This window comes from Actinocrispum sp. NPDC049592 (genome assembly GCF_040675465.1).
In the GTDB taxonomy this organism is placed as follows: domain Bacteria; phylum Actinomycetota; class Actinomycetes; order Mycobacteriales; family Pseudonocardiaceae; genus Kibdelosporangium.
The window spans coordinates 669,465-687,012 of record NZ_JBFAPA010000001.1 but is presented as its reverse complement, the minus strand read 5'-3'; the positions used below and the strand labels follow the sequence as shown (position 1 = coordinate 687,012).

The following is a 17,548-nucleotide window of genomic DNA, read 5'->3' as shown; positions in this document are numbered from 1 at the left end:
CACAACTGTCTAGCCGATGTCGCGTCGCCGCAGGCCAACCAGCCCGACGACGCCGAGAACCACTGCCACCACGGACAACCAGATCAGCGGACCGGCGCTGACCTGCTGGGTCAGCTTCGGCACGTGCGTGAACGGCGAGACGTCCATCAGCCACTGCGGCGCCTGCAGGATCGGCCCGAGCTGGCCGAGCAGCACGAACACGGTCAGCGCGGCCCAGCTGAGGATCACGAACCTCGGTGCCAGACCGAACAAAGCGAGCGCGATCGCGGCCACCACGAGCGTGGCAGGCAGCTGTACCAACGCATTGCCGAGCACCGAGCCGACCTGTCCGCCGACATCGTCGATCTCGATGCCGTACGCGATGCCCGCGCCAAGCCCGGCCAGCGTCAGCATGACCGCCGAGCCGACCAGCGGGTACACCAGATGGCTTGCCGCCCAGCGGATCCGGCCGGTGTTGGTGGCCAGCAACGGTTCCGCGCGGAAGTTCGTCTCCTCGGCGCGCATCCGCAGCGTCGCCTGCACCGCGTAGACCGAGACCACCAGCGCGACGATGCCCATGATCGCCGACATGAACGCGTCGATCAGCGTCGACACCCCGCCGAGCTGCTGCATCATCTTGGTCATCTGCGGGTCGTCCTTGAACAGGTCGAGCACGCCGCTGGCGACACTGCCCATCGCGTACCCCATCACGGCGAACCCGAAGGCCCAGCCGGCCAGCGACCACCGCTGCAACCGCCACGCCAGACCGAACACGCCGTTGAGCGAGGCGCCGGCGTCCGCGGGTCCCGGGCGCGGCGGGACGAGCCCGGCGCCGAGGTCGCGGCGGCCGACAAGGGCATACGCCACAACGAAAAGCACGATCGCGGTGACGGCCATCATGCCGATCACCCACCACCTGTCGCCCGCGTAGGCCCGGGTCTTCTCGATCCAGCCGACCGGGGAGAGCCAGGTCAGCCAGCCCGGCCCGTCCGCGCCGCTGGCATCCCCGACCAGCCGCAGGACGAACGCGACCCCGAAGACCGTGCCCGCGATCGCGTTGACCGTGCGGGCGTTCTCGCTCAGCTGAGCGGCGACCGCCGTGACCGCGGCGAGTACGACGCCCAGCCCGGCGAACGCGAACCCGGCCGCGAGCGAGCTGCCCACCGGCAGGCCTTGCCCGGCCAGGCCGAGCCCGGTGAGCAGGGCCAGCACGATGTTCGCGCCGATCGTGACGACCAGCGCGGCCGCCATCGGCGCGTGCCGGCCGACGACCGTGGCGCCGATCAGTTCCAGCCGCCCGGCCTCCTCGTCCTGCCGGGTGTGCCGGTTGATGGTGAGCATGCTCATCAGGCCGGCCAGCAGAGCTCCGATGATCCCGAGCCGCCACATCGTCACCGCGCCCAGCGAGGTGTCGTAGATCGGGCCGTAGATGGCCAGCAGCGCGGGATTGCTGCCGATCGACGCGGCGACCCGCTGGCGGGACGCCTCGTCCGGGTACAGCTGTTTGAACGCGCTCGCGGTGCTCAACGCGGTCACGACGGTGACCAGGACCCAGATCGGCAGCCGGACCCGGTCGAGCCGCAATGCCAGGCGCACCAACGAGAATGTGCCGGTGAGCGTGCTCATCGCAGGTCGTCCTCGTAGTGCCGGAGGAACAGCTCCTCCAGGGTCGGCGGCTGGCTGGTCAGCGACCGGATCCCGGCCGCCGACAGGTGTTTGAGCACGGCGTCCAGCTCCGAGGTGTCCACCTCGAACTTGACCGTCGTGTCTCGCGTGGACAGGTCGTGCACGCCCGGCAGCTGCGCCAGACCCGTTGGCGCGGTTGCCAGTTCGGCGTTGATGGAGGTGCGGGTCAGGTGGCGCAGCTCGTTGAGCGTGCCGGTCTCGACCGTGCGGCCGTTGCGGATGATCGAGACCCGGTCGCACAGCGCCTCGACCTCGGACAGGATGTGGCTGGACAGCAGCACGGTGCGGCCGTTGCCCTTCTCCTCGGTGATGCACTCGCGGAACACGGCCTCCATCAACGGGTCCAGGCCCGAGGTCGGCTCGTCGAGGATCAGCAGCTCCACGTCCGAGGCCAGGGCCGCGACCAGGGCCACCTTCTGCCGGTTGCCCTTGGAGTAGGTGCGGCCCTTCTTGGCCGGGTCCAGCTCGAACCGTTCCAGCAGCGCGGTCTTGCGCTTGACGTCCAGGCCGCCGCGCAGCCGGCCGAGCAGGTCGATGACCTCGCCGCCGGACAGGGTGGGCCAGAGCGTCACGTCGCCGGGCACGTAGGCCAGCCGGCGGTGCAGTTCGGCGGCTTGCCCCCAGGGGTCGCCGCCGAGCAGCTGGGCTGTGCCGCTGTCGGCGCGCAGCAGGCCCAGCAGGACCCGGATCGTGGTCGACTTGCCGGCGCCGTTCGGGCCCAGGAAGCCGTGTACTTCCCCAGTGGTGACGGTCAGATCCAGACCGTCGAGCGCACGCGTCCGGCCGAACGTTTTGACCAGGCCGGACACGGATATCGCAGGTGTCATGGCGCAGACGCTACGCTTGTTTCACAAAATCATGAAGTTAAGAAAGCGTATAAACTTACCTGTTGCAACTATCTACACGAGAGGATGCTTCGGTGAGCGAGGTGGCGGCCGGAGGCCGGGACAGAGCTGGGGTCCAGGAGTTCATCGAGCGGTTCGCCGGCCAGCTGGCCGACGCCGGGATGCAACGGATGGCGGCGCGCGTGTTCGTGGCGCTGCTCGCCGAGGACGCGGCCCGGCTGACCGCCGCGGAGCTGGCGGAGGTGCTGCAGGTCAGCCCGGCGGCCATCTCCGGCGCGGTGCGCTACCTCACCCAGGTCGACATGATCGAACGCCGCCGGGAGCCGGGCTCGCGCCGCGACTACTACTTCCTCAAAGCGGACATGTGGTACGACATGATCACCCAGCGCGAGCAGCTGATGCTGCGCTGGCGGTCCATCCTGGACGACGGCATCGACGCGCTCGGCGTGCACACCCGCGCGGGCCAGCGGATGCGGGAGACCGTGGCGTTCTTCGACTATCTGCACGAGGAGATGCCCGGCGTGATGGAGCGCTGGAAGGAGCGCCGGGCCAAGCTCCACCGCGAGTGGGGGCTCAGTGACTAGTGTCTTGTTATGACGAACGAGGCCAACGCACTGGCGGACGAGCTTGTCCAGCTTGAGTTCGAGCACGACCCCGTCGGTGCGTCGCTCTATGGCATCCCCGGGTACGACGCCCGGCTCGGTGACCCGTCCGCGGCGGCGGAGCGGGACTTCCGCGGCAAGGTGCTGGATATCGCCGAGCGGGCGGACGCGGCCGCGAAGTCCGGAGTGGACGCCGGCGACGCGGTGACGCTCGCGGTGATCGCGCAGCAGGCGCGGGCCGCGGCCGACCGGATCGACTCGCACATGGCCGAGTACACGATCACCGACCTGTTCATCGGTCCGGCGTCGGCGTTGCTGACCATGCTGCCGATGACCCAGCTGCCCAACGCCGAGCGTGCGGGCGACTATCTGACGCGGTTGTCCGGACTGCCGGACTACCTGGCGGTGGTCGCGGACCGTCACCGTGAAGGCGTCACAGCGGGCCGGGTGCCGGTGACGCATCTCGTTCAGGCGGCGATTTCGCATCTGGACCGTTATCTGGCTTCGGCCGAGACCGATGTACTGACCCGCCCGGCGCCGCCCGAGGACGCCGCCGAGTCCTTTGTGGCCGATCGCGACCGTCTGCTCGCCGAGGTCGTCCGGCCGGCTTTCGCCGCGTACCGGCAGGTTCTGGCCGAGGAGATCGCCCCGCACGCCCGTCCCGAGGACAAGCCGGGCCTGTCCTGGCTGCCCGGCGGTGAGCAGATGTACGCGTTGCTTTCGCGCTACCACACCACGACCGACCGCACACCCGACGAGCTGCACCAGACCGGCCTCGACCTGATGGACCAGATCCAGGCGGAGTTCGCCACGATCGGGGCGCGGGTGTTCGGCACGTCGGGCCTGCAGGAGATCTTCACGCGGCTGAAGACCGACCCCTCGCTGCGCTGGGAGTCCGGCGAGGAGCTGCTCACCGCGGCCCGCACCGCGATCCAGCGCGCCGAGGAGGTCGCGCCGCAGTGGTTCGGCCGGCTGCCGTCGCACAGTTGCAAGGTCGAACCGATCGGCGACGCCGAAGCCCCGGGCGCGCCGATGGCGTACTACATGCCGCCGTCGATGGACGGCTCCCGGGCCGGGACTTATTTCGCCAATACATATCAGCCACAGGAGCGGCATAAGCACACGTCAGAGGTAACGGCGTTCCATGAGGCGGTGCCGGGACACCACTTCCAGCTGACAATCGCGAGTGAGCTCACGGATCTGCCGCTTTTGCGGCGGATCGCCAGCGTGAACGCCTACACCGAGGGCTGGGGCCTTTACTGCGAGCGGCTGGCCGAGGAAATGGGCCTCTATTCAGGCGATATAGCCCGGCTGGGGATGCTTTCCATGGACGCCGTGCGGGCCGGGCGGCTGGTCGTGGACACCGGCCTGCACGCCAAGGGCTGGTCGCGGCAGCAGGCCGTGGACTACATGACCGCCAACGTGCCCATGCCCGCGCTGGAGATCGGCACCGAAGTCGACCGCTACATCGCCTACCCAGGTCAGGCACTGTCCTATATGGTCGGCCGGTTGGAAATTCAACGAATCCGCGCCGCGGCCCAGACCGCGATGGGCGATCGGTTCGACATCCGCGCCTTCCATGACCTGGTGATCGGCGGTGGCCCGCTGCCGCTCAACGTGCTTGACCAGGTCGTCACCGATTGGGCGACGCCCTAAAGAGGTATTTGTGCTCCCTTTGTACACCCCGGAGTCGATCGTCATTCCGGGGTGTATAGAGTCACGCCGCTCGATGGTGTTCGTACACAACACAGAGTGATTGCGTTCCGGGGCACGGACCGAATAGAGGGAGCATCAGTCGTGAGGCGAGTCGGGAAGCTGCGCGCGGGTGCCGCGCTGTTGGGTGTGACTGCGATCGGCCTGATGGCATCGGCCATTCCCGCTGGTGCGGATGATGCCGTTACCGCCACGGCCGGTCAGGCGGCCAAGGGGAACGTCGGTTACAAGGTCAACGTCAGCGACCTGAACGACAAGGGCTCGACCCCGTTCGACGCGCTGCTGTTCGACCTGAAGGTCGGCGGCAAGACCCTCAACGCCTACTGCGTCGACATCGACACCAACATCGACTTCACCGCCGAGTACGTCGAGAAGCCCTGGGACCAGCACTCCAACAAGAAGAGCAGCTTCCCCAAGCACGCCGGTGAGATCAACTGGCTGCTGCAGCACAGCTACCCGAACCTCGACACCGACGCCGTCCACAAGGCGACCGGGCTGAAGCTCCACGATGGACTCAGCAAGCAGGAGGCCATCACCGCCACCCAGGCCGCGGCCTGGTACTTCAGCGACGACCGCAAGCTGATCGACGTGGCGGGCCAGGTCGACCCGAACAACCACGACAAGATCGACGAGGGCACCAAGGCCGACGTCCGCGACGTCTACAACTGGCTGGTCGACAACGCCAAGAAGAACGCGGACAAGGTCCAGCCCAAGCCGGCCCTCACGCTCACCCCGGACAAGCTGGCCGGCAAGCCCGGCTCGCTGATCGGCCCGTTCACCGCCACCACCAACGCCGACAACGTCGTGATCAAGGGCGAGCTGCCCAGCGGTGTCAAGATCACTGATAAGGACGGCAAGGAGCTCGACGGCAAGAAGCAGGCCACCAAGGACAAGTACGAGTTCTACGTGAGCGTGCCGGCCGGCCAGGCCGACGGCTCGGCGAAGATCAAGGTCAGCGCCGAGGCCACCCTCACCTCCGGCCGGCTGTTCGTGGGCAAGAAGGAGTCGCAGGCGCTGATCCTGGCCGGCAACGGCAAGGCCAACCTCACCGCCGACGCCACCGCCAGCTGGGCCGTCACCGTCAGCACCCCCACCACCGAGGCCCCGCCCGCCCCGCAGGCCAAGAACGAACTGGCCAACACCGGCGCCTCGATCACCCTGCCGCTCGTCATCGGCGGCGTGCTCGTGCTCGGCGGTGTCGGCGCGCTGATCTTCGTGCGCCGTCGCAGGGCTTGATGGTCCTCGCTCCGCTCGGACAGGGCTTGGCCGCCGGAAGCCGGTCATTTCCGGCGCGGCCAAGCCGGGGTCGAGCATCGGTTGAGTAGTTAAAGATCGGGCTTGGTGGGCGACCACCAGGCCCGATCTTTGTTTAGATGGGCACGTGGCGGGGACGACGGCGACGGGGAGGGATGTCGGCGCTCCGCATTGGCTGGTTCAGCTGCTGCGGCCGAAGTCCGTGCCGATCTCGTGGAGACGTGTTGTGCGGGCGGCGATCGGGATCGCCGGGCCGATCGGGCTCGGGATGGCGTTCGGGCGGCTGGACATCGGCGCGTTGATCTCGCAGGGCGCGCTGTGCGCCACGTTCGGCGACCAGGACGGGCCGTACCGGTACCGCGCGCGCCGGATCGGGTGGGCGATCTTCGGTGGCGCCGCCGGGTTCTTCCTCGGCGGGTCGGCTTCCGGGCACGGGTGGTGGACCGCGATCGTGCTGGTCGCGCTGGCCGGTGCGTCCGCGTTGATCAGCGTCAACGGGAACATCGCCTCGCTGTCCGCCTTGCAGCTGCTGGTGTTCGCGACGCTCGGCTCCGGGCAGCCGCGGGACGCGATCTTCGCGACGTTCTGGTTCGTCGTCGGCGCGGTGTTCGCGTGGCTGCTCGCGATCGCGGGCTGGACGGTGCGCGCCACCGGGCCGGAACGTGCTGCGGTGGCCCAGGTCTACGACGAACTGGCGGTGATGCTGGCGGCGTCGGGGACGCCTGAGGCGCGCGCGGCCCGGGTAGGCCTCACCAATGTCCTCAACGCGGCCTACGACGCGTTGCTGACCGCCCGTTCGCGCCTCTCCGGGCGGGACCGGACCTACCGCCGCCTGATGAACCTGCTCGCCGAAACCACGCCGGTGATCGAGGCGAGCGTGGCGCTGGTGAACGTGGGCCGCCATCCACCCGCCGAGGTCGTCGTGCACCTCGCGACCGTCGCCGAGGCGATCCGGCTCGACCGGCCGTTGCCCGCGCCGCCGGAGTTCGAGGAGGCCTCGCGGGGCCTGGCGGCGTTGCGCGCCGGCCTGGAGGGGCTGACTGCCAAGGGCGGCAAGAAGGACGCCCGCGACCTCGACGACGACGCGGTGCCGTGGCGCGAACGGTTCGATGACTGGCTGGACACCACGTTCGGCAGCTGGGTCGCCTGGTCGCACGCGTTGCGGCTGATGGCCTGCATGGCGTTGGCCGAGTGGCTCGGCTGGATCCTCAAACTGCAGTACCCGTACTGGGTGGCGTTGACGGTCGCGATCGTGCTCAAGCCCGACTTCGGGTCGGTGTTCGGCCGCGCGCTGCTGCGCGGGCTGGGGACGCTGGCCGGTGTCGTGCTGGGCGCGGCCGTGCTGGCGTTCGACCCGAAGGGCTGGGTCCTGGTGCTGCTGGTCGCGGTGATCGCGGCGGCGCTGCCGATCGGCCGGGACCGCAACTACGGGATGTTCTCCACGTTCGTCACCCCATTGGTGATAGTTCAGCTCGACTTGGCGCACGCCAGCAACTGGGGTCTGGTCCTCGCGCGGCTGATGGACACCGCGATCGGCTGCGCGATCGTGCTCGTCGTCGGTTACCTGCTGTGGCCGGGCAGCTTCAAGCCCCGGGTGGGAACCCACCTTCTAACGGTTCTGGACGCCCTGCAGAAGTACATCGAGTACGGGCTGTCCGGTTCGGACAAACGCGTGCAGCTGCGCCGCCAGATCTACCGGCAGCTCTCCGACCTGCGGAACGTCTTCCAGCAGGCCGTCGTCGAGCCGTCCGCCGCCGGGCTGCAGGCCGCCGCCTGGTGGCCGGTGATCGTGACCCTGGAACGCGCCACCGACGCGGTGACCGGCCTGGCCGTGGGCATCAAACGGGGCGCCGAGCCGATCACCCCGGACGCGATCGAGGCGCTCACCGAGGCCGTCGCCGAGGCGGCCGCCGCGATCCGCGAGGAAAGACCACCCGAACGAGTGGCTATGCCCGACGTGGATCGGCTGTCCCGACTTGTTACGGAACTGGTGTCCATGCTGACCACACTGCGTGGACCGGACTGGTACAGCCGGTCGCCGGGACAGATCGTCCGACGTCTGCTGCAGCCGGTCCGCAGAGTTGGGTAGCCTGCGAGACGGGACCGGGTGCGGTAAGGAGCGATCATGGGTATCGACTTTGGCGGGTTGGCGGACAAGGCCAAGGGCCTGATCAACGAGCACGGCGACAAGATCGAGGACGGCCTGGAGAAGGCGGGCGAGTTCGCCAAGCAGAAGTTCGGGCACGAGGAGCAGATCGACGGTGCGGTGGACAAGCTCCAGGAGCTGATCCCGGACAAGCCCCAGCAGGACGGCGAGAACAACGCGTGACGACCACTACTCTCACCCGCAAGCCAACCATCCTCACCTGGCAGGGCGTTGACGCGCCACGCCTGGAGTCGGTCCGCTTATTGGTGGCCGGGGTCCGGTTCAAGACCTCCGGCAGGCTGATCGCGGCGGCGACCGGCGACGCGGACGCCTACAGCACCTCGTTCGAGGCCGCCACCGACGAAGCGGGCACGTTCTGCCGGCTGCTGCTGCGCGTGACGACCGCGGAGGAGGAGCGCCAGCTCTCGGTCAACCGGACCGAGGACGGCCTCTGGCTGGTCGACCGCGGCCAGGGCAACGAGCGCTCGACCTTCGGCGGGGCCTTCGAGGTGGACGTGGCCGGCGCGGTCACGTTCAACGCGTTCCCGGTCCGCCGCCTCGGGCTGCACCGCGAGGCGGGCCAGCACGAGCTGCCGGTGGTCTACGTGTCCCTGCCGGACCTGAACATCCGCGTCTCCCAGCAGACCTACACGACGGTGTCGATCGGGGACGACAGCGCGGTGGTCAACTACCGCGACGAGAACTTCACCGCCGACCTCACGGTCGACAGCGAGGGCTTCGTGATCGACTACCCCGGCCTCGCCACCCGCGTCTGACCCCTCGTGAGTGGTTTCGGCCGTTGGAACGACCGAAACCACTCACTAGCTGGGGATCTGCCAGGGAATGGTGGTGAACTGGGGTGAGGTCACGCCGTCGGTGCTGATCGCCTTCAGCTCCAGGTCGCGGATGCCCGGCGGGAAGCCGGCCGTGTTCAGCGCCAGGCGCCAGTGGCCGCCGATCCCCGGGCCGTCGCGGTTGGTCGCCAGGCCCGCGATGCGCTTGTTGTCCACCCACACCTCGACGCCGGCGAGACCCGCCACGGGTCCGTCGGCGGTCGTCGTGATGTCCAGGATGACGCGGCCGCGCGGGCTGGCGTGGCCGCTCTCGATCTTGCCGCCGGACGCGTCGAGCAGGGTCGCCGTGGTGAGCGGCAGGGTCGGCTTGGGGCGTTCCATCGGTTCGTCGGCCGTGGTGACCTTGACCGGCATGGCCGGGTCGGGAACCAGTTCGAGGGCGGCGTGCACGAGCTGGGGTGCGAGGTTCGGCGTCGCGCTGTGCAGCTGGAGGCTGAGTTCGTTGCGGTCGTTGACGACCACGGCGTCCGCGGGCAGGTTCGCGACGACCGGGAACCGCAGCCCCGACTCGAACTGCTGACCCGCCACCGCGGGCTCGGCCGGGAATGTCTGCTGACCGATGGTCACGGTGAACGGGCCGGGCATGGCCTCGCCATAGCTCGACCGGATGGTCATCCGCAGCTGGCCGCCGAGCTGCCCGGGCATCTTCACGGCCGCGGCGGACGGGCGCGGCGTGGTCGTGATCCTGGGCGGCGGGACGAAGGCGGGGGTGTCGGCGTTCGACAGGCCGAGGGCGTCGATGGCCACGAACGTCAGCCCGTTGGCCGGACCGGTGAACGAGAACAGCGGCGTCGCCTCGTTCCACGCGGGCACCGCGGGCCCGCTGCCGACCAGGGAACCGTTGCGCCACACGCGGATCCCGTCGGCGGCGAGGGCGAACTCCCAGCGCGTGCTCAGCCCGGTCTGCAGCGGGTCGATCTGGATCGGTTGCGCCCCAGGGACTTCCAACGACGTCGGGGTGATCCGGACGCGCAGCGTGCCCGGCGGCGGACCGCTGCGAGTGGTCGTTTCGATCAGGTCGGCGGGTCCCGGAACCAGGTCCAGGGTCATCTCACCGGCGGCCCCGGGCGCGTCGGTCTCGATCATCACGCGACCGGCCTTGTTGTTGAGCCGCAAGGGAGTCCGCGACCGCAACGCCACGGACTCGTTGCCGCAGGCGGCACTGATCACCATCCGCCGGGCATCTTCCCCAGCGCCACGGGTCATGTGCGCGCAGGCCGCGTTGTACGCCAGCTGCCAGCGCGCTGGATCGGGCACCACCTTGCCGTCGAACTGGTCGATCAGCGGGTAGAAGCTCTCATCCGGGTACGACCCCGCCGGCTGGCCGTCCTGAGTGGCCGAGCCAGAGCGCTGGCCGAACACGTCCACCGCCCGTACCGAGACAGTGAACAGGCCGCCGCCCGGCAGGTTGTCGAACTGCGCGGCCGACCCGATGACCAGCTTGGTCTTGTCGAACCGGTCGCCGTGCACCTGGACCTCATAGCCGGCCATGTCCTTGTCCGGTGTCCAGATGGCCTGTAATCGGTGCGCGCCGGAGACGACGCGGAGATCCTTGGGCGGCGCGGGTTTCGCGCCCGGCTGCGGCACGAGGACGCCCTCGTCGGCGTAGTCGCGCACGGTGGTCTGAACCGGCGGCGGGGGCGGCGGCTTCTGCGCCGTGGGGGTGTCGGAGTTGCGCAGCGCGACCACGGCCCCGGTGACCAGCACCAGACCCCCGACCACGTACCCGGCCCGTTGCAGCAGACGACGCTCCACCCGCTCAAGCTAGGCATATTTGGGAGTCAGATCACACCTTTGTTGCTAGCCCGTGACCGCGAAGTCCCCTTCCAACCCGACAATTCGGCCACCGCGGGCGCCCAGGGCCAGCAACGCCTCCCTGCTGTCGGGCGCGGAGAGGTCGATCCGGCCGGCCGGGCGCGGGGTCGTGCGGTACTCGTTCAGCGCCTGCCAGCCGCGATGACCGGCCCCGACGGTCGCACCGAGCGACCCCGTCGACGCCAGCGCCCCGCGCGCCGCGCCGAGCCGCCCGAGGGCGTCGTCGACGGCGTCGAGCAGCGAGGCCCGGTTGCCTTCACACATCGCGCGCACGAGCTCCGGGCGGGTTCCGGCGACGCGGGTTCCGTCGGTGTACGAACCGGCCGCGAGCGCCAGCGGCAGCATTCCGGAGTCCGCGCCAACCGCGGCGAGCACCGCGGCGAGCAGGTGCGGCAGATGCGAGATCCGGGCGACGGCGTCGTCGTGTGCCGCGGCGGACGCCGGAACCGGTTGGGCACCGCAGTCCAGTACGAGCTGGGCCACTTCTCGCCACGCGCCCAGGTCCGTCTCGTCCTCGATCGTCAGCACCCAGGCCGCGTCCTTGAAGAGGTCCGCGGAGCCCGCGGCCCAGCCGGATGCCGACGTTCCGGCCATCGGATGCCCGCCGACGAACCGGGCCCGGCCGGCGAACTGCCGCGCGGCCTCGACAACGGGCGCCTTCACGCTGACCACATCGGTCAGCAGGCAGTCGGGGGCGTTGCGGGCGACCGTCGACAGTGTCAGGTCGACCTCCGGCAACGGCACCGCGACAACGACAATGGCGTCCCGCTCGCGCGCCAGCCGCAGCGCGACGTCCACACGCGACTCCACGCGGAAACCGTCCACTTTGGCGGCTTCAGTATCTACTGTGGACGCTGTCGCGCCCCAGGCCTCCCGTCCAGCCGCACTCGCCGCGCGCAGCAGCGAGCCGCCGATGAGCCCCAACCCGATCACACACACTGGACGCACGAGCACATAGTGCCCTACAAATCAATGGCCGGGGGGAAGCCGTCAGCCGCGAACCGGCGGATCTGTCCGGTTTCTTGTCTATCGCAACGTGTCCAGTGCGAACGCCGCGTACATCGCTACGCCGTTCGCGAGCGCTGACTCGTCGAAATGCACGCGGTTGGAATGGTTCGGATCGGCCTGGGCCGGGTCCACCCCGGGTGGGCACGCTCCCAGAAACGCGAACGCGCCCGGAACCCGCTGCAAGACGTAGGAAAAGTCCTCGGCGCCCATCAACGGGTTGGGCATCGGCGCGGCATGCCGGTTGCCCAGCACCGCACTGGCCAGATCGACCACGTGCGGGCCGATCTCGTCGTCGTTGACGGTCACCGGATATCCGGGCGTGAGCGTGACATCCGCGCGGCAGCCGTACCCGGCGGCGATGTGCTGGCACAGCTTCGGCAGCTCGGCCCGTATCTTCGCGCGGCTGGGCTCGGACAGGGACCGGAACGTGCCCTCCAGTTCGGCGGTCTCCGGGATGATGTTGGACGTCGTACCCGCGGTGATCCGCCCGACCGTCGCCACGACCGGTTCGAAAACACTGATCCGCCTGGTGACCAGGGTCTGGATCGCGCCGACCATCGCGGCCGCGGCCGGAACCGGGTCCAGCGCCTCGGACGGAATGGCGCCGTGCCCGCCCCGCCCGGTCACCTTCACCACGAACGAGTCCGCCGCGGCCAGCATCGCGCCGGCCTTGCTGCGGATCATCCCGGAGGTGTCGGTGGACGTGATGTGCAGGGCGAAGGCCCGTTCGATCGGCCGGCCACCGGCGTCCAGCACGCCTTCGTGGATCATGTACCGGGCGCCGTGGTGGCCCTCCTCACCCGGCTGGAACATGAAGATCACCCGCCCGGCCAGGGCCTCCTTGCGGCTGGAGAGCAACCGCGCGGCGGACACCAGCATCGCGGTGTGCGTGTCGTGGCCACAAGCGTGCATCGAACCGTCCACTGCGGACGCGTAGTCCAGCCCGCTGTCCTCTTGCAACGGCAACGCGTCCATGTCCCCACGCAGCAGCACCGTCGGCCCTGGCCTGGCGCCGGTCAGCACCGCGGTCACCGAACTGACCTTCTTGCCCAGCGTGATCTGCAGCGGCAGCCCGTCCAGCGCCTGCACCACGGCCGCCTGGGTGCGGGGCAGTTGCAGCCCCTGTTCCGGGAACTTGTGGATCCGCCTGCGCAGGGCCACGGTCTTGGGCTGCAGCGCGCGCGCCGCCTCGACCAGGCCGCTGAACCGGGGGTCGGTGGCCAGCGGGGAAACGGCGGGTGACGGGAGAGGGCGGGTCGCGTTCATACAATCGATAGTGACATCGCGGGCGCGCGGATGGGGGCTGGTTCTTCCGGGTGAACGCCAACCGGAATACGGTGTGCACATGTCACAGGAGGAGCCGGTCGCCGGCTTCGCGGTAGCGGTCGTCCGTGAGGACGGCAAGTGGCGGTGCGACTCCATGAGCGCGGAAGCGCTCGGGTCACTCGACTCAGCGATCACCGAACTGCGCAAGATCCGCTCGACCGGGGCGGTGTTCGGCATGCTCGCGGTCGACGACGAGTTCTTCCTGCTGTTGCGGCCGAGCCCGCGCGGGGTCTCCCTGCTGCTCTCGGACGCCGCCGCGGCGCTGGACTACGACATCGCGGCGGACGCCCTCGACGTGCTGCGGGTGGACCCGCCGGAGGACTACGAGGACGAGCTGTGGCCGGCCGGGTCGCTGGACATCCTGGCGGATCTCGGCCTGCCCGGGCCGGAGCTGCAGGTGATCACCACCGAGGTGGACCTCTACCCGGACCAGCAGCTGCAGATGGTGGCCCAGCGCTGCGGGTTCGCCGACGCGTTCAACAACCTGCTCGACCGCATCCAGCGGTGAACGACGCCGACCTGGTCCGGGGCGCCCTGCGCGTGGCCAGGGGGGCGCTCGCGACCGGGGACGTGCCCATCGGCGCGTTGGTGCTGTCGCCGTCGGGGGAGGAGCTCGCAAGCGCTTGCAACGCCCGCGAAGCCCTCGGCGACCCCACCGCGCACGCGGAGATCCTCGCGTTGCGAGCCGCGGCTCGTGTTCACGGCGACGGCTGGCGCCTGGCCGGCTGCACGCTGGTGGTGACCGTCGAGCCGTGCACGATGTGCGCGGGCGCCCTGGTCCTCGCGCGGATCTCCAGGGTCGTTTTCGGGGCCTGGGAGCCCCGTACAGGAGCTGTCGGGTCGCTTTGGGACGTCGTGCGCGACCAACGCCTCAACCACCGCCCCGAGGTCGTGGGCGGGGTGCTGGCCGAGGAGTCGTCGGCCCTCCTTGAAACCTTCTTTGCCGCCCGACGTATGTGATTTGGATCACAGTGTCCCGGCTGTTCTGGCGGGCATTCGGAGTTATGGGCAACTTCGACAAGATCAAGGACAAGGCCGAGCAGATGCTCGGCAAGGGCAAGGAGACCGTCGGCCGCGAGACCGACAACGAGGACCTCGAGGCGGCCGGCAAGCGCGACCAGCTCTCCGGCGAGACCAAGGAGACCGCACACGACGTCCGCGACCGGGCGGCCGGCGCGGTGAAGGACGCCAAGGACAGGCTCCAGGGCGAAAGGTGACCCGGCGATCCGTCGGGGATGACTCAGTCCACGCGGCCCGGTACCGACAACGGTGCCGGGCCGCCTTGCTGCCCGTGAGGCCGGTGGGCGCCGGAAACCCGCTGGGAGGCGTCCGGTAAGCTTCCGCTCGGTAGCGTGTCCGAGCGGCCGAAGGAGCACGCCTCGAAAGCGTGTGAGGATTCACGTCCTCCGTGGGTTCAAATCCCACCGCTACCGCTCGCTCGGGCGACGTGTGTCCACGGAAAGCGTGGACCGCGTCGCTCGCCTCATTTTGGGGGACGACCCCCAAACCCCCCGGAGCGGGCTGCGCCCGCATGGGTTGGCCCGATGTGATGGTCACCCGGGACCGATGGTCAATTGAGGGGCGGTGGGGGCTAGACGGGTGCGGCCTCGGTGGTTGCGGGGGGCTGGGCGTCGTCGGCGGGCGGTGTGAGGGCGGGGATTCGCGGTGGGTTGTCCTTCCACAGGGTCTTGCCCTTGATGAACCAGGACCAGCCGAACGCGACGGTGGCCAAGGCTTCCAGCCACAGCACGGGATGCGCCGGTTCGGCCCAGTTCTCCAGAACCCAGCCGAACAAGGCGATCAGCGCCAGGCAGACGAGAATCACGACGCCGCAAGTGATGTAGATGCGGTTGCGCAGTTGTTTGCGCTGGGGGTCGGGGAGCGGGTCTTGTTCCTTGAGGGTGAAGCGGAAGCAGAACACCGCCAGGGAAAGGAAGAACACCGCGGACAGGCCGATGTGGACATAGTCGGCCATCACCTGGGTGGTCGTGGCGTCCTTCGGCGGGCGGGTGGCACCAGGGCCACGCCGATCGCCGCGAGGCCGGCGATCCAGCCGAGGAGGTCGTCGCGCCAGTTCAGCCCGCGGTAGAAGATCAGGAACACCCCGATCGCGCACATACTGCCGACGAAAACGTCGCGCATGCCGGTGTGGTACGAGGCGCTGACCGAGGTCAGCAACTCGCCGGACATCACGGCGACACCGATGATCACGGCGAACGGCAGCAGCGTGCCGATGAAGCCGATGAACCGGCGTAGGAACAGGTAGGAATGAGCGAAGTCGCGCACGGCCGCTCCAATCTCCCGAGCAGCGAAAACCGATGCCCTCATATCGGCCGTCCGGCCGGCGCCCTTCCGCTCTTGCCCGATTTGAGGCTCATTCGTGACCAGCACGTGCCCCGCCATCCACGTGCCCGGCAGCTGCTAACCCGTTGTCCCGCCTCGCTTTCGGAAAATGACGCTCGCTGAACGGCGACATCTGCTCGATCAAGGCCAGGCAGGAGTGGCATCATAGGCGGATGATCAACCGAAAGGGCGATGTCGCGTAGGCGCCCCGCTCAGGTCCGGACCGACCCGCGTCCGGGCGAATCCCCTGAGATAGCCGGGATATCACCGCGGCTGGCCGCCGGGATCGTGCGGCTCGAGCGGTCCCGCAACTACCTCTGGCCCGGGATTGTGACCATGGCTTTGGTGCGGTGGCACAACTTCGTCCGCGAACCCGGGCACCGCTTCTGGTCTGCCGACCCCGGCGACTGCGGGATCTGGGAGTGTTGCGGCGATCCGCACCTGTCCCGGGACATCCTGGAAGGCGTGCTGCTCGCGTTGCCACGGCACTGTGCCCGGGAACTGCAGCGGATCGTCGACCGTCATGACGAGCTGTACTAGGGGTCTGGGTGGGCTTCCGCGGAAGCCCACCCAGACTCGGCGGTCAGCGGCCGGCGACGTAGATGTCGCCGTCTGCCACGGAAACGTCGCGGGCGGTGGAGGCGCCGCTGGCGAGAATCCGGGCGGGGTCACGGAAGTTGCCGATCAGTTCGATCCGCTGTACCGGCTTCGGTGTGTTGATAACGGTTTCCGGGCGCCAGTCGCGGCCGAAGGTCAGCAGGTACGTCTCGATGTTCGGCCGGCCGTCGCGGGTCGCGTACACACGCCAGGTGACGAGGTTCACCTGCTCGATCTCGCGGGTGCGCATGCCGCTGGCCACTTCCTTGGTCTCCCAACGGGTTCCGGTCCACACGCTGGCCTGGTTGTGCGTCACGCCGTTGGTGTCGTAGGTGAACCAGAGCACGAAGGGACGGCCGAAGGTGGAGCCGACCTGCTGGATGTAGTCCGGGGTCTTGGCGTCGGCGGGTTTCTCCAGCGGAGTGTCGGCGATCTTCAGGTAGGTCTCCTGGTCGACGTCGTCGACCTGGGTACCCAGGTCACGCCAGGCGGCCGAGTAGAAGTGCTGGTTGTACGGGTTGAACACGGTGTAATACATGTTGCGGTGGTAGAAGTCGTGCACGTGCTGGGTCGGGCCACCGCCGGCGAGCGTGTACACGATGTGGACCAGCCCGGTCAGCGGATCCTGCCGCAGCTGGCCGATGTAGATCTCGTTCATGTTGTCCGGCCGGGACGTCGAGCCGATCACGAACGGCTGGCCGACCACGTCGATGTTGTTCTTCCAGGTCAGCCCGTTGTCCTTGGAGACGATGTACTTCATCTGCCGGGTGTCGGTGGGGACGTTCTTGTCGATGTCGTGCGTGGTCTCGCGGTAGAACACGTACAAGGTGCCGTCGAACGTCTTGAACGGCATCGGGTAGCTGGCGGCCTTACCCGAGGGAACCTCGTAGGTGGTCCAGTCGCCCTCGATGGAGTGGGCGCTGGGCGAGCGGCTGATCACGGTCGCGGTGTTGTGCATGCCGCGGACCAGCAGGATGTGCCCGTCGGCGGCTTCGATCATGGTCGGGTAGTTGTGCGAGTCGGACTCGCCGGGCGCGATGAACTTCGGCGTGCTCCAGGTGCGCGTGCGGTGGTCGTACGCCTGCACGTACGCGTCGGCGGCCTGGCCGGACCACGAGATGAACGTCTTGTCCGCGTGGGCGTCGTACACCCCGCCCGCGACCGGTCTGCGGTCGGACCGCGAGGCCACGTTGGTGGCCGGAGTCATCACCGAGAAGTCCGAAGGCGCGGCCGAGACAACCGGGGCGAGGGCCACCGTGGTGGCCAACACGGTCAGGGTGGTGAGGATGCGCTGCGATCGGCGCATGAAGCTGCCTCCTGGTCGATCTGTCCCAGGCGGCGGGACCTCATGCTGTCACACCTGGCCAGCCCGGGAGAAGA

General features: G+C 68.9%; 18 protein-coding genes and 1 tRNA gene. 11 read left to right on the top strand and 8 right to left on the bottom strand.

Features of this window, described 5'->3' with window-relative positions; all coding sequences use genetic code 11:
• Positions 1-9: 9 nt before the first annotated feature.
• Both AB0J95_RS03275 and AB0J95_RS03270 read right to left on the bottom strand, forming a co-directional pair.
• Positions 10-1,605, bottom strand: a complete 1,596-nt coding sequence (locus AB0J95_RS03275) for an ABC transporter permease (protein ID WP_364751594.1) — start codon at positions 1,603-1,605, stop codon at positions 10-12.
• Positions 1,602-2,492 carry an ABC transporter ATP-binding protein gene (locus AB0J95_RS03270; RefSeq protein WP_364751591.1) on the bottom strand — a complete coding sequence of 297 codons (891 nt, stop codon included), beginning with the start codon at positions 2,490-2,492 and terminating at the stop codon, positions 1,602-1,604. The genes AB0J95_RS03275 and AB0J95_RS03270 overlap by 4 nt, the downstream gene beginning before the upstream one ends.
• A gap of 92 nt (positions 2,493-2,584) precedes the next feature.
• Here AB0J95_RS03270 and AB0J95_RS03265 point away from each other — a divergent pair, with 92 nt between their 5' ends.
• The 6 genes from AB0J95_RS03265 (at position 2,585) to AB0J95_RS03240 (ending at position 9,001) form a co-directional block, all read left to right on the top strand.
• Positions 2,585-3,094 carry a MarR family transcriptional regulator gene (locus AB0J95_RS03265; protein WP_364751588.1) on the top strand — a complete coding sequence of 170 codons (510 nt, stop codon included), beginning with the start codon at positions 2,585-2,587 and terminating at the stop codon, positions 3,092-3,094.
• 9 nt (positions 3,095-3,103) lie between these two features.
• Complete coding sequence (locus AB0J95_RS03260) at positions 3,104-4,768, top strand: DUF885 domain-containing protein (protein WP_364751585.1); 1,665 nt, start codon at positions 3,104-3,106, stop codon at positions 4,766-4,768.
• Positions 4,769-4,909: 141 nt separating this feature from the next.
• Entirely contained in the window at positions 4,910-6,061 is a 1,152-nt protein-coding gene (locus AB0J95_RS03255) for a thioester domain-containing protein (RefSeq protein WP_364751583.1), read from the top strand.
• Between the two features lie 145 nt (positions 6,062-6,206).
• A complete protein-coding gene (locus AB0J95_RS03250) occupies positions 6,207-8,168 on the top strand; it encodes an FUSC family protein (protein WP_364751581.1) in 1,962 nt (653 codons plus the stop codon).
• 36 nt (positions 8,169-8,204) lie between these two features.
• Positions 8,205-8,408, top strand: a complete 204-nt coding sequence (locus tag AB0J95_RS03245) for an antitoxin (RefSeq protein ID WP_364751578.1) — start codon at positions 8,205-8,207, stop codon at positions 8,406-8,408.
• On the top strand, positions 8,405-9,001 hold the full coding sequence (locus tag AB0J95_RS03240) for a putative glycolipid-binding domain-containing protein (RefSeq protein WP_364751576.1): 597 nt from the start codon (positions 8,405-8,407) through the stop codon (positions 8,999-9,001). The genes AB0J95_RS03245 and AB0J95_RS03240 overlap by 4 nt, the downstream gene beginning before the upstream one ends.
• A 45-nt stretch (positions 9,002-9,046) precedes the next feature.
• Here the strand turns inward: AB0J95_RS03240 and AB0J95_RS03235 are convergent, their stop codons facing one another.
• From AB0J95_RS03235 to AB0J95_RS03225, 3 genes are all read right to left on the bottom strand, one after another.
• Positions 9,047-10,834 (bottom strand): hypothetical protein, encoded by a 1,788-nt coding sequence (locus tag AB0J95_RS03235; protein WP_364751573.1) that lies wholly within the window; start codon positions 10,832-10,834, stop codon positions 9,047-9,049.
• A gap of 45 nt (positions 10,835-10,879) precedes the next feature.
• Positions 10,880-11,842 (bottom strand): prephenate dehydrogenase, encoded by a 963-nt coding sequence (locus AB0J95_RS03230; RefSeq protein ID WP_364751572.1) that lies wholly within the window; start codon positions 11,840-11,842, stop codon positions 10,880-10,882.
• 78 nt (positions 11,843-11,920) lie between these two features.
• Positions 11,921-13,168: a M20 family metallopeptidase gene (locus AB0J95_RS03225; protein WP_364751569.1), complete on the bottom strand. Its 1,248-nt coding sequence runs from the start codon at positions 13,166-13,168 to the stop codon at positions 11,921-11,923.
• Between the two features lie 79 nt (positions 13,169-13,247).
• Between AB0J95_RS03225 and AB0J95_RS03220 the strand changes: the two genes are divergently transcribed.
• From AB0J95_RS03220 to AB0J95_RS03205, 4 genes are all read left to right on the top strand, one after another.
• Positions 13,248-13,736, top strand: coding sequence for a tRNA adenosine deaminase-associated protein (locus AB0J95_RS03220; RefSeq protein WP_364751566.1), 489 nt, complete (start codon positions 13,248-13,250; stop codon positions 13,734-13,736).
• Positions 13,733-14,188 (top strand): nucleoside deaminase, encoded by a 456-nt coding sequence (locus AB0J95_RS03215; protein WP_364751564.1) that lies wholly within the window; start codon positions 13,733-13,735, stop codon positions 14,186-14,188. The genes AB0J95_RS03220 and AB0J95_RS03215 overlap by 4 nt, the downstream gene beginning before the upstream one ends.
• A gap of 44 nt (positions 14,189-14,232) precedes the next feature.
• Positions 14,233-14,445 carry a CsbD family protein gene (locus AB0J95_RS03210; protein ID WP_364751562.1) on the top strand — a complete coding sequence of 71 codons (213 nt, stop codon included), beginning with the start codon at positions 14,233-14,235 and terminating at the stop codon, positions 14,443-14,445.
• Positions 14,446-14,574: 129 nt separating this feature from the next.
• Positions 14,575-14,661: transfer RNA gene (locus AB0J95_RS03205), tRNA-Ser, on the top strand.
• A gap of 158 nt (positions 14,662-14,819) precedes the next feature.
• On the opposite strand, the gene AB0J95_RS03200 is transcribed toward AB0J95_RS03205, so the two are convergent.
• Together AB0J95_RS03200 and AB0J95_RS03195 are read right to left on the bottom strand one after the other, a co-directional pair.
• Positions 14,820-15,203, bottom strand: coding sequence for a hypothetical protein (locus tag AB0J95_RS03200; RefSeq protein WP_364751559.1), 384 nt, complete (start codon positions 15,201-15,203; stop codon positions 14,820-14,822).
• A complete protein-coding gene (locus AB0J95_RS03195) occupies positions 15,203-15,514 on the bottom strand; it encodes a hypothetical protein (RefSeq protein WP_364751556.1) in 312 nt (103 codons plus the stop codon). The genes AB0J95_RS03200 and AB0J95_RS03195 overlap by 1 nt, the downstream gene beginning before the upstream one ends.
• 249 nt (positions 15,515-15,763) lie before the next feature.
• On the opposite strand from AB0J95_RS03195, the gene AB0J95_RS03190 reads away from it, so the two are divergent.
• Entirely contained in the window at positions 15,764-16,111 is a 348-nt protein-coding gene (locus tag AB0J95_RS03190; protein ID WP_364751554.1) for a hypothetical protein, read from the top strand.
• A gap of 43 nt (positions 16,112-16,154) precedes the next feature.
• Here the strand turns inward: AB0J95_RS03190 and AB0J95_RS03185 are convergent, their stop codons facing one another.
• Positions 16,155-17,474 carry a BNR-4 repeat-containing protein gene (locus AB0J95_RS03185; protein WP_364751553.1) on the bottom strand — a complete coding sequence of 440 codons (1,320 nt, stop codon included), beginning with the start codon at positions 17,472-17,474 and terminating at the stop codon, positions 16,155-16,157.
• Between the last annotated feature and the right edge of the window lie 74 nt (positions 17,475-17,548).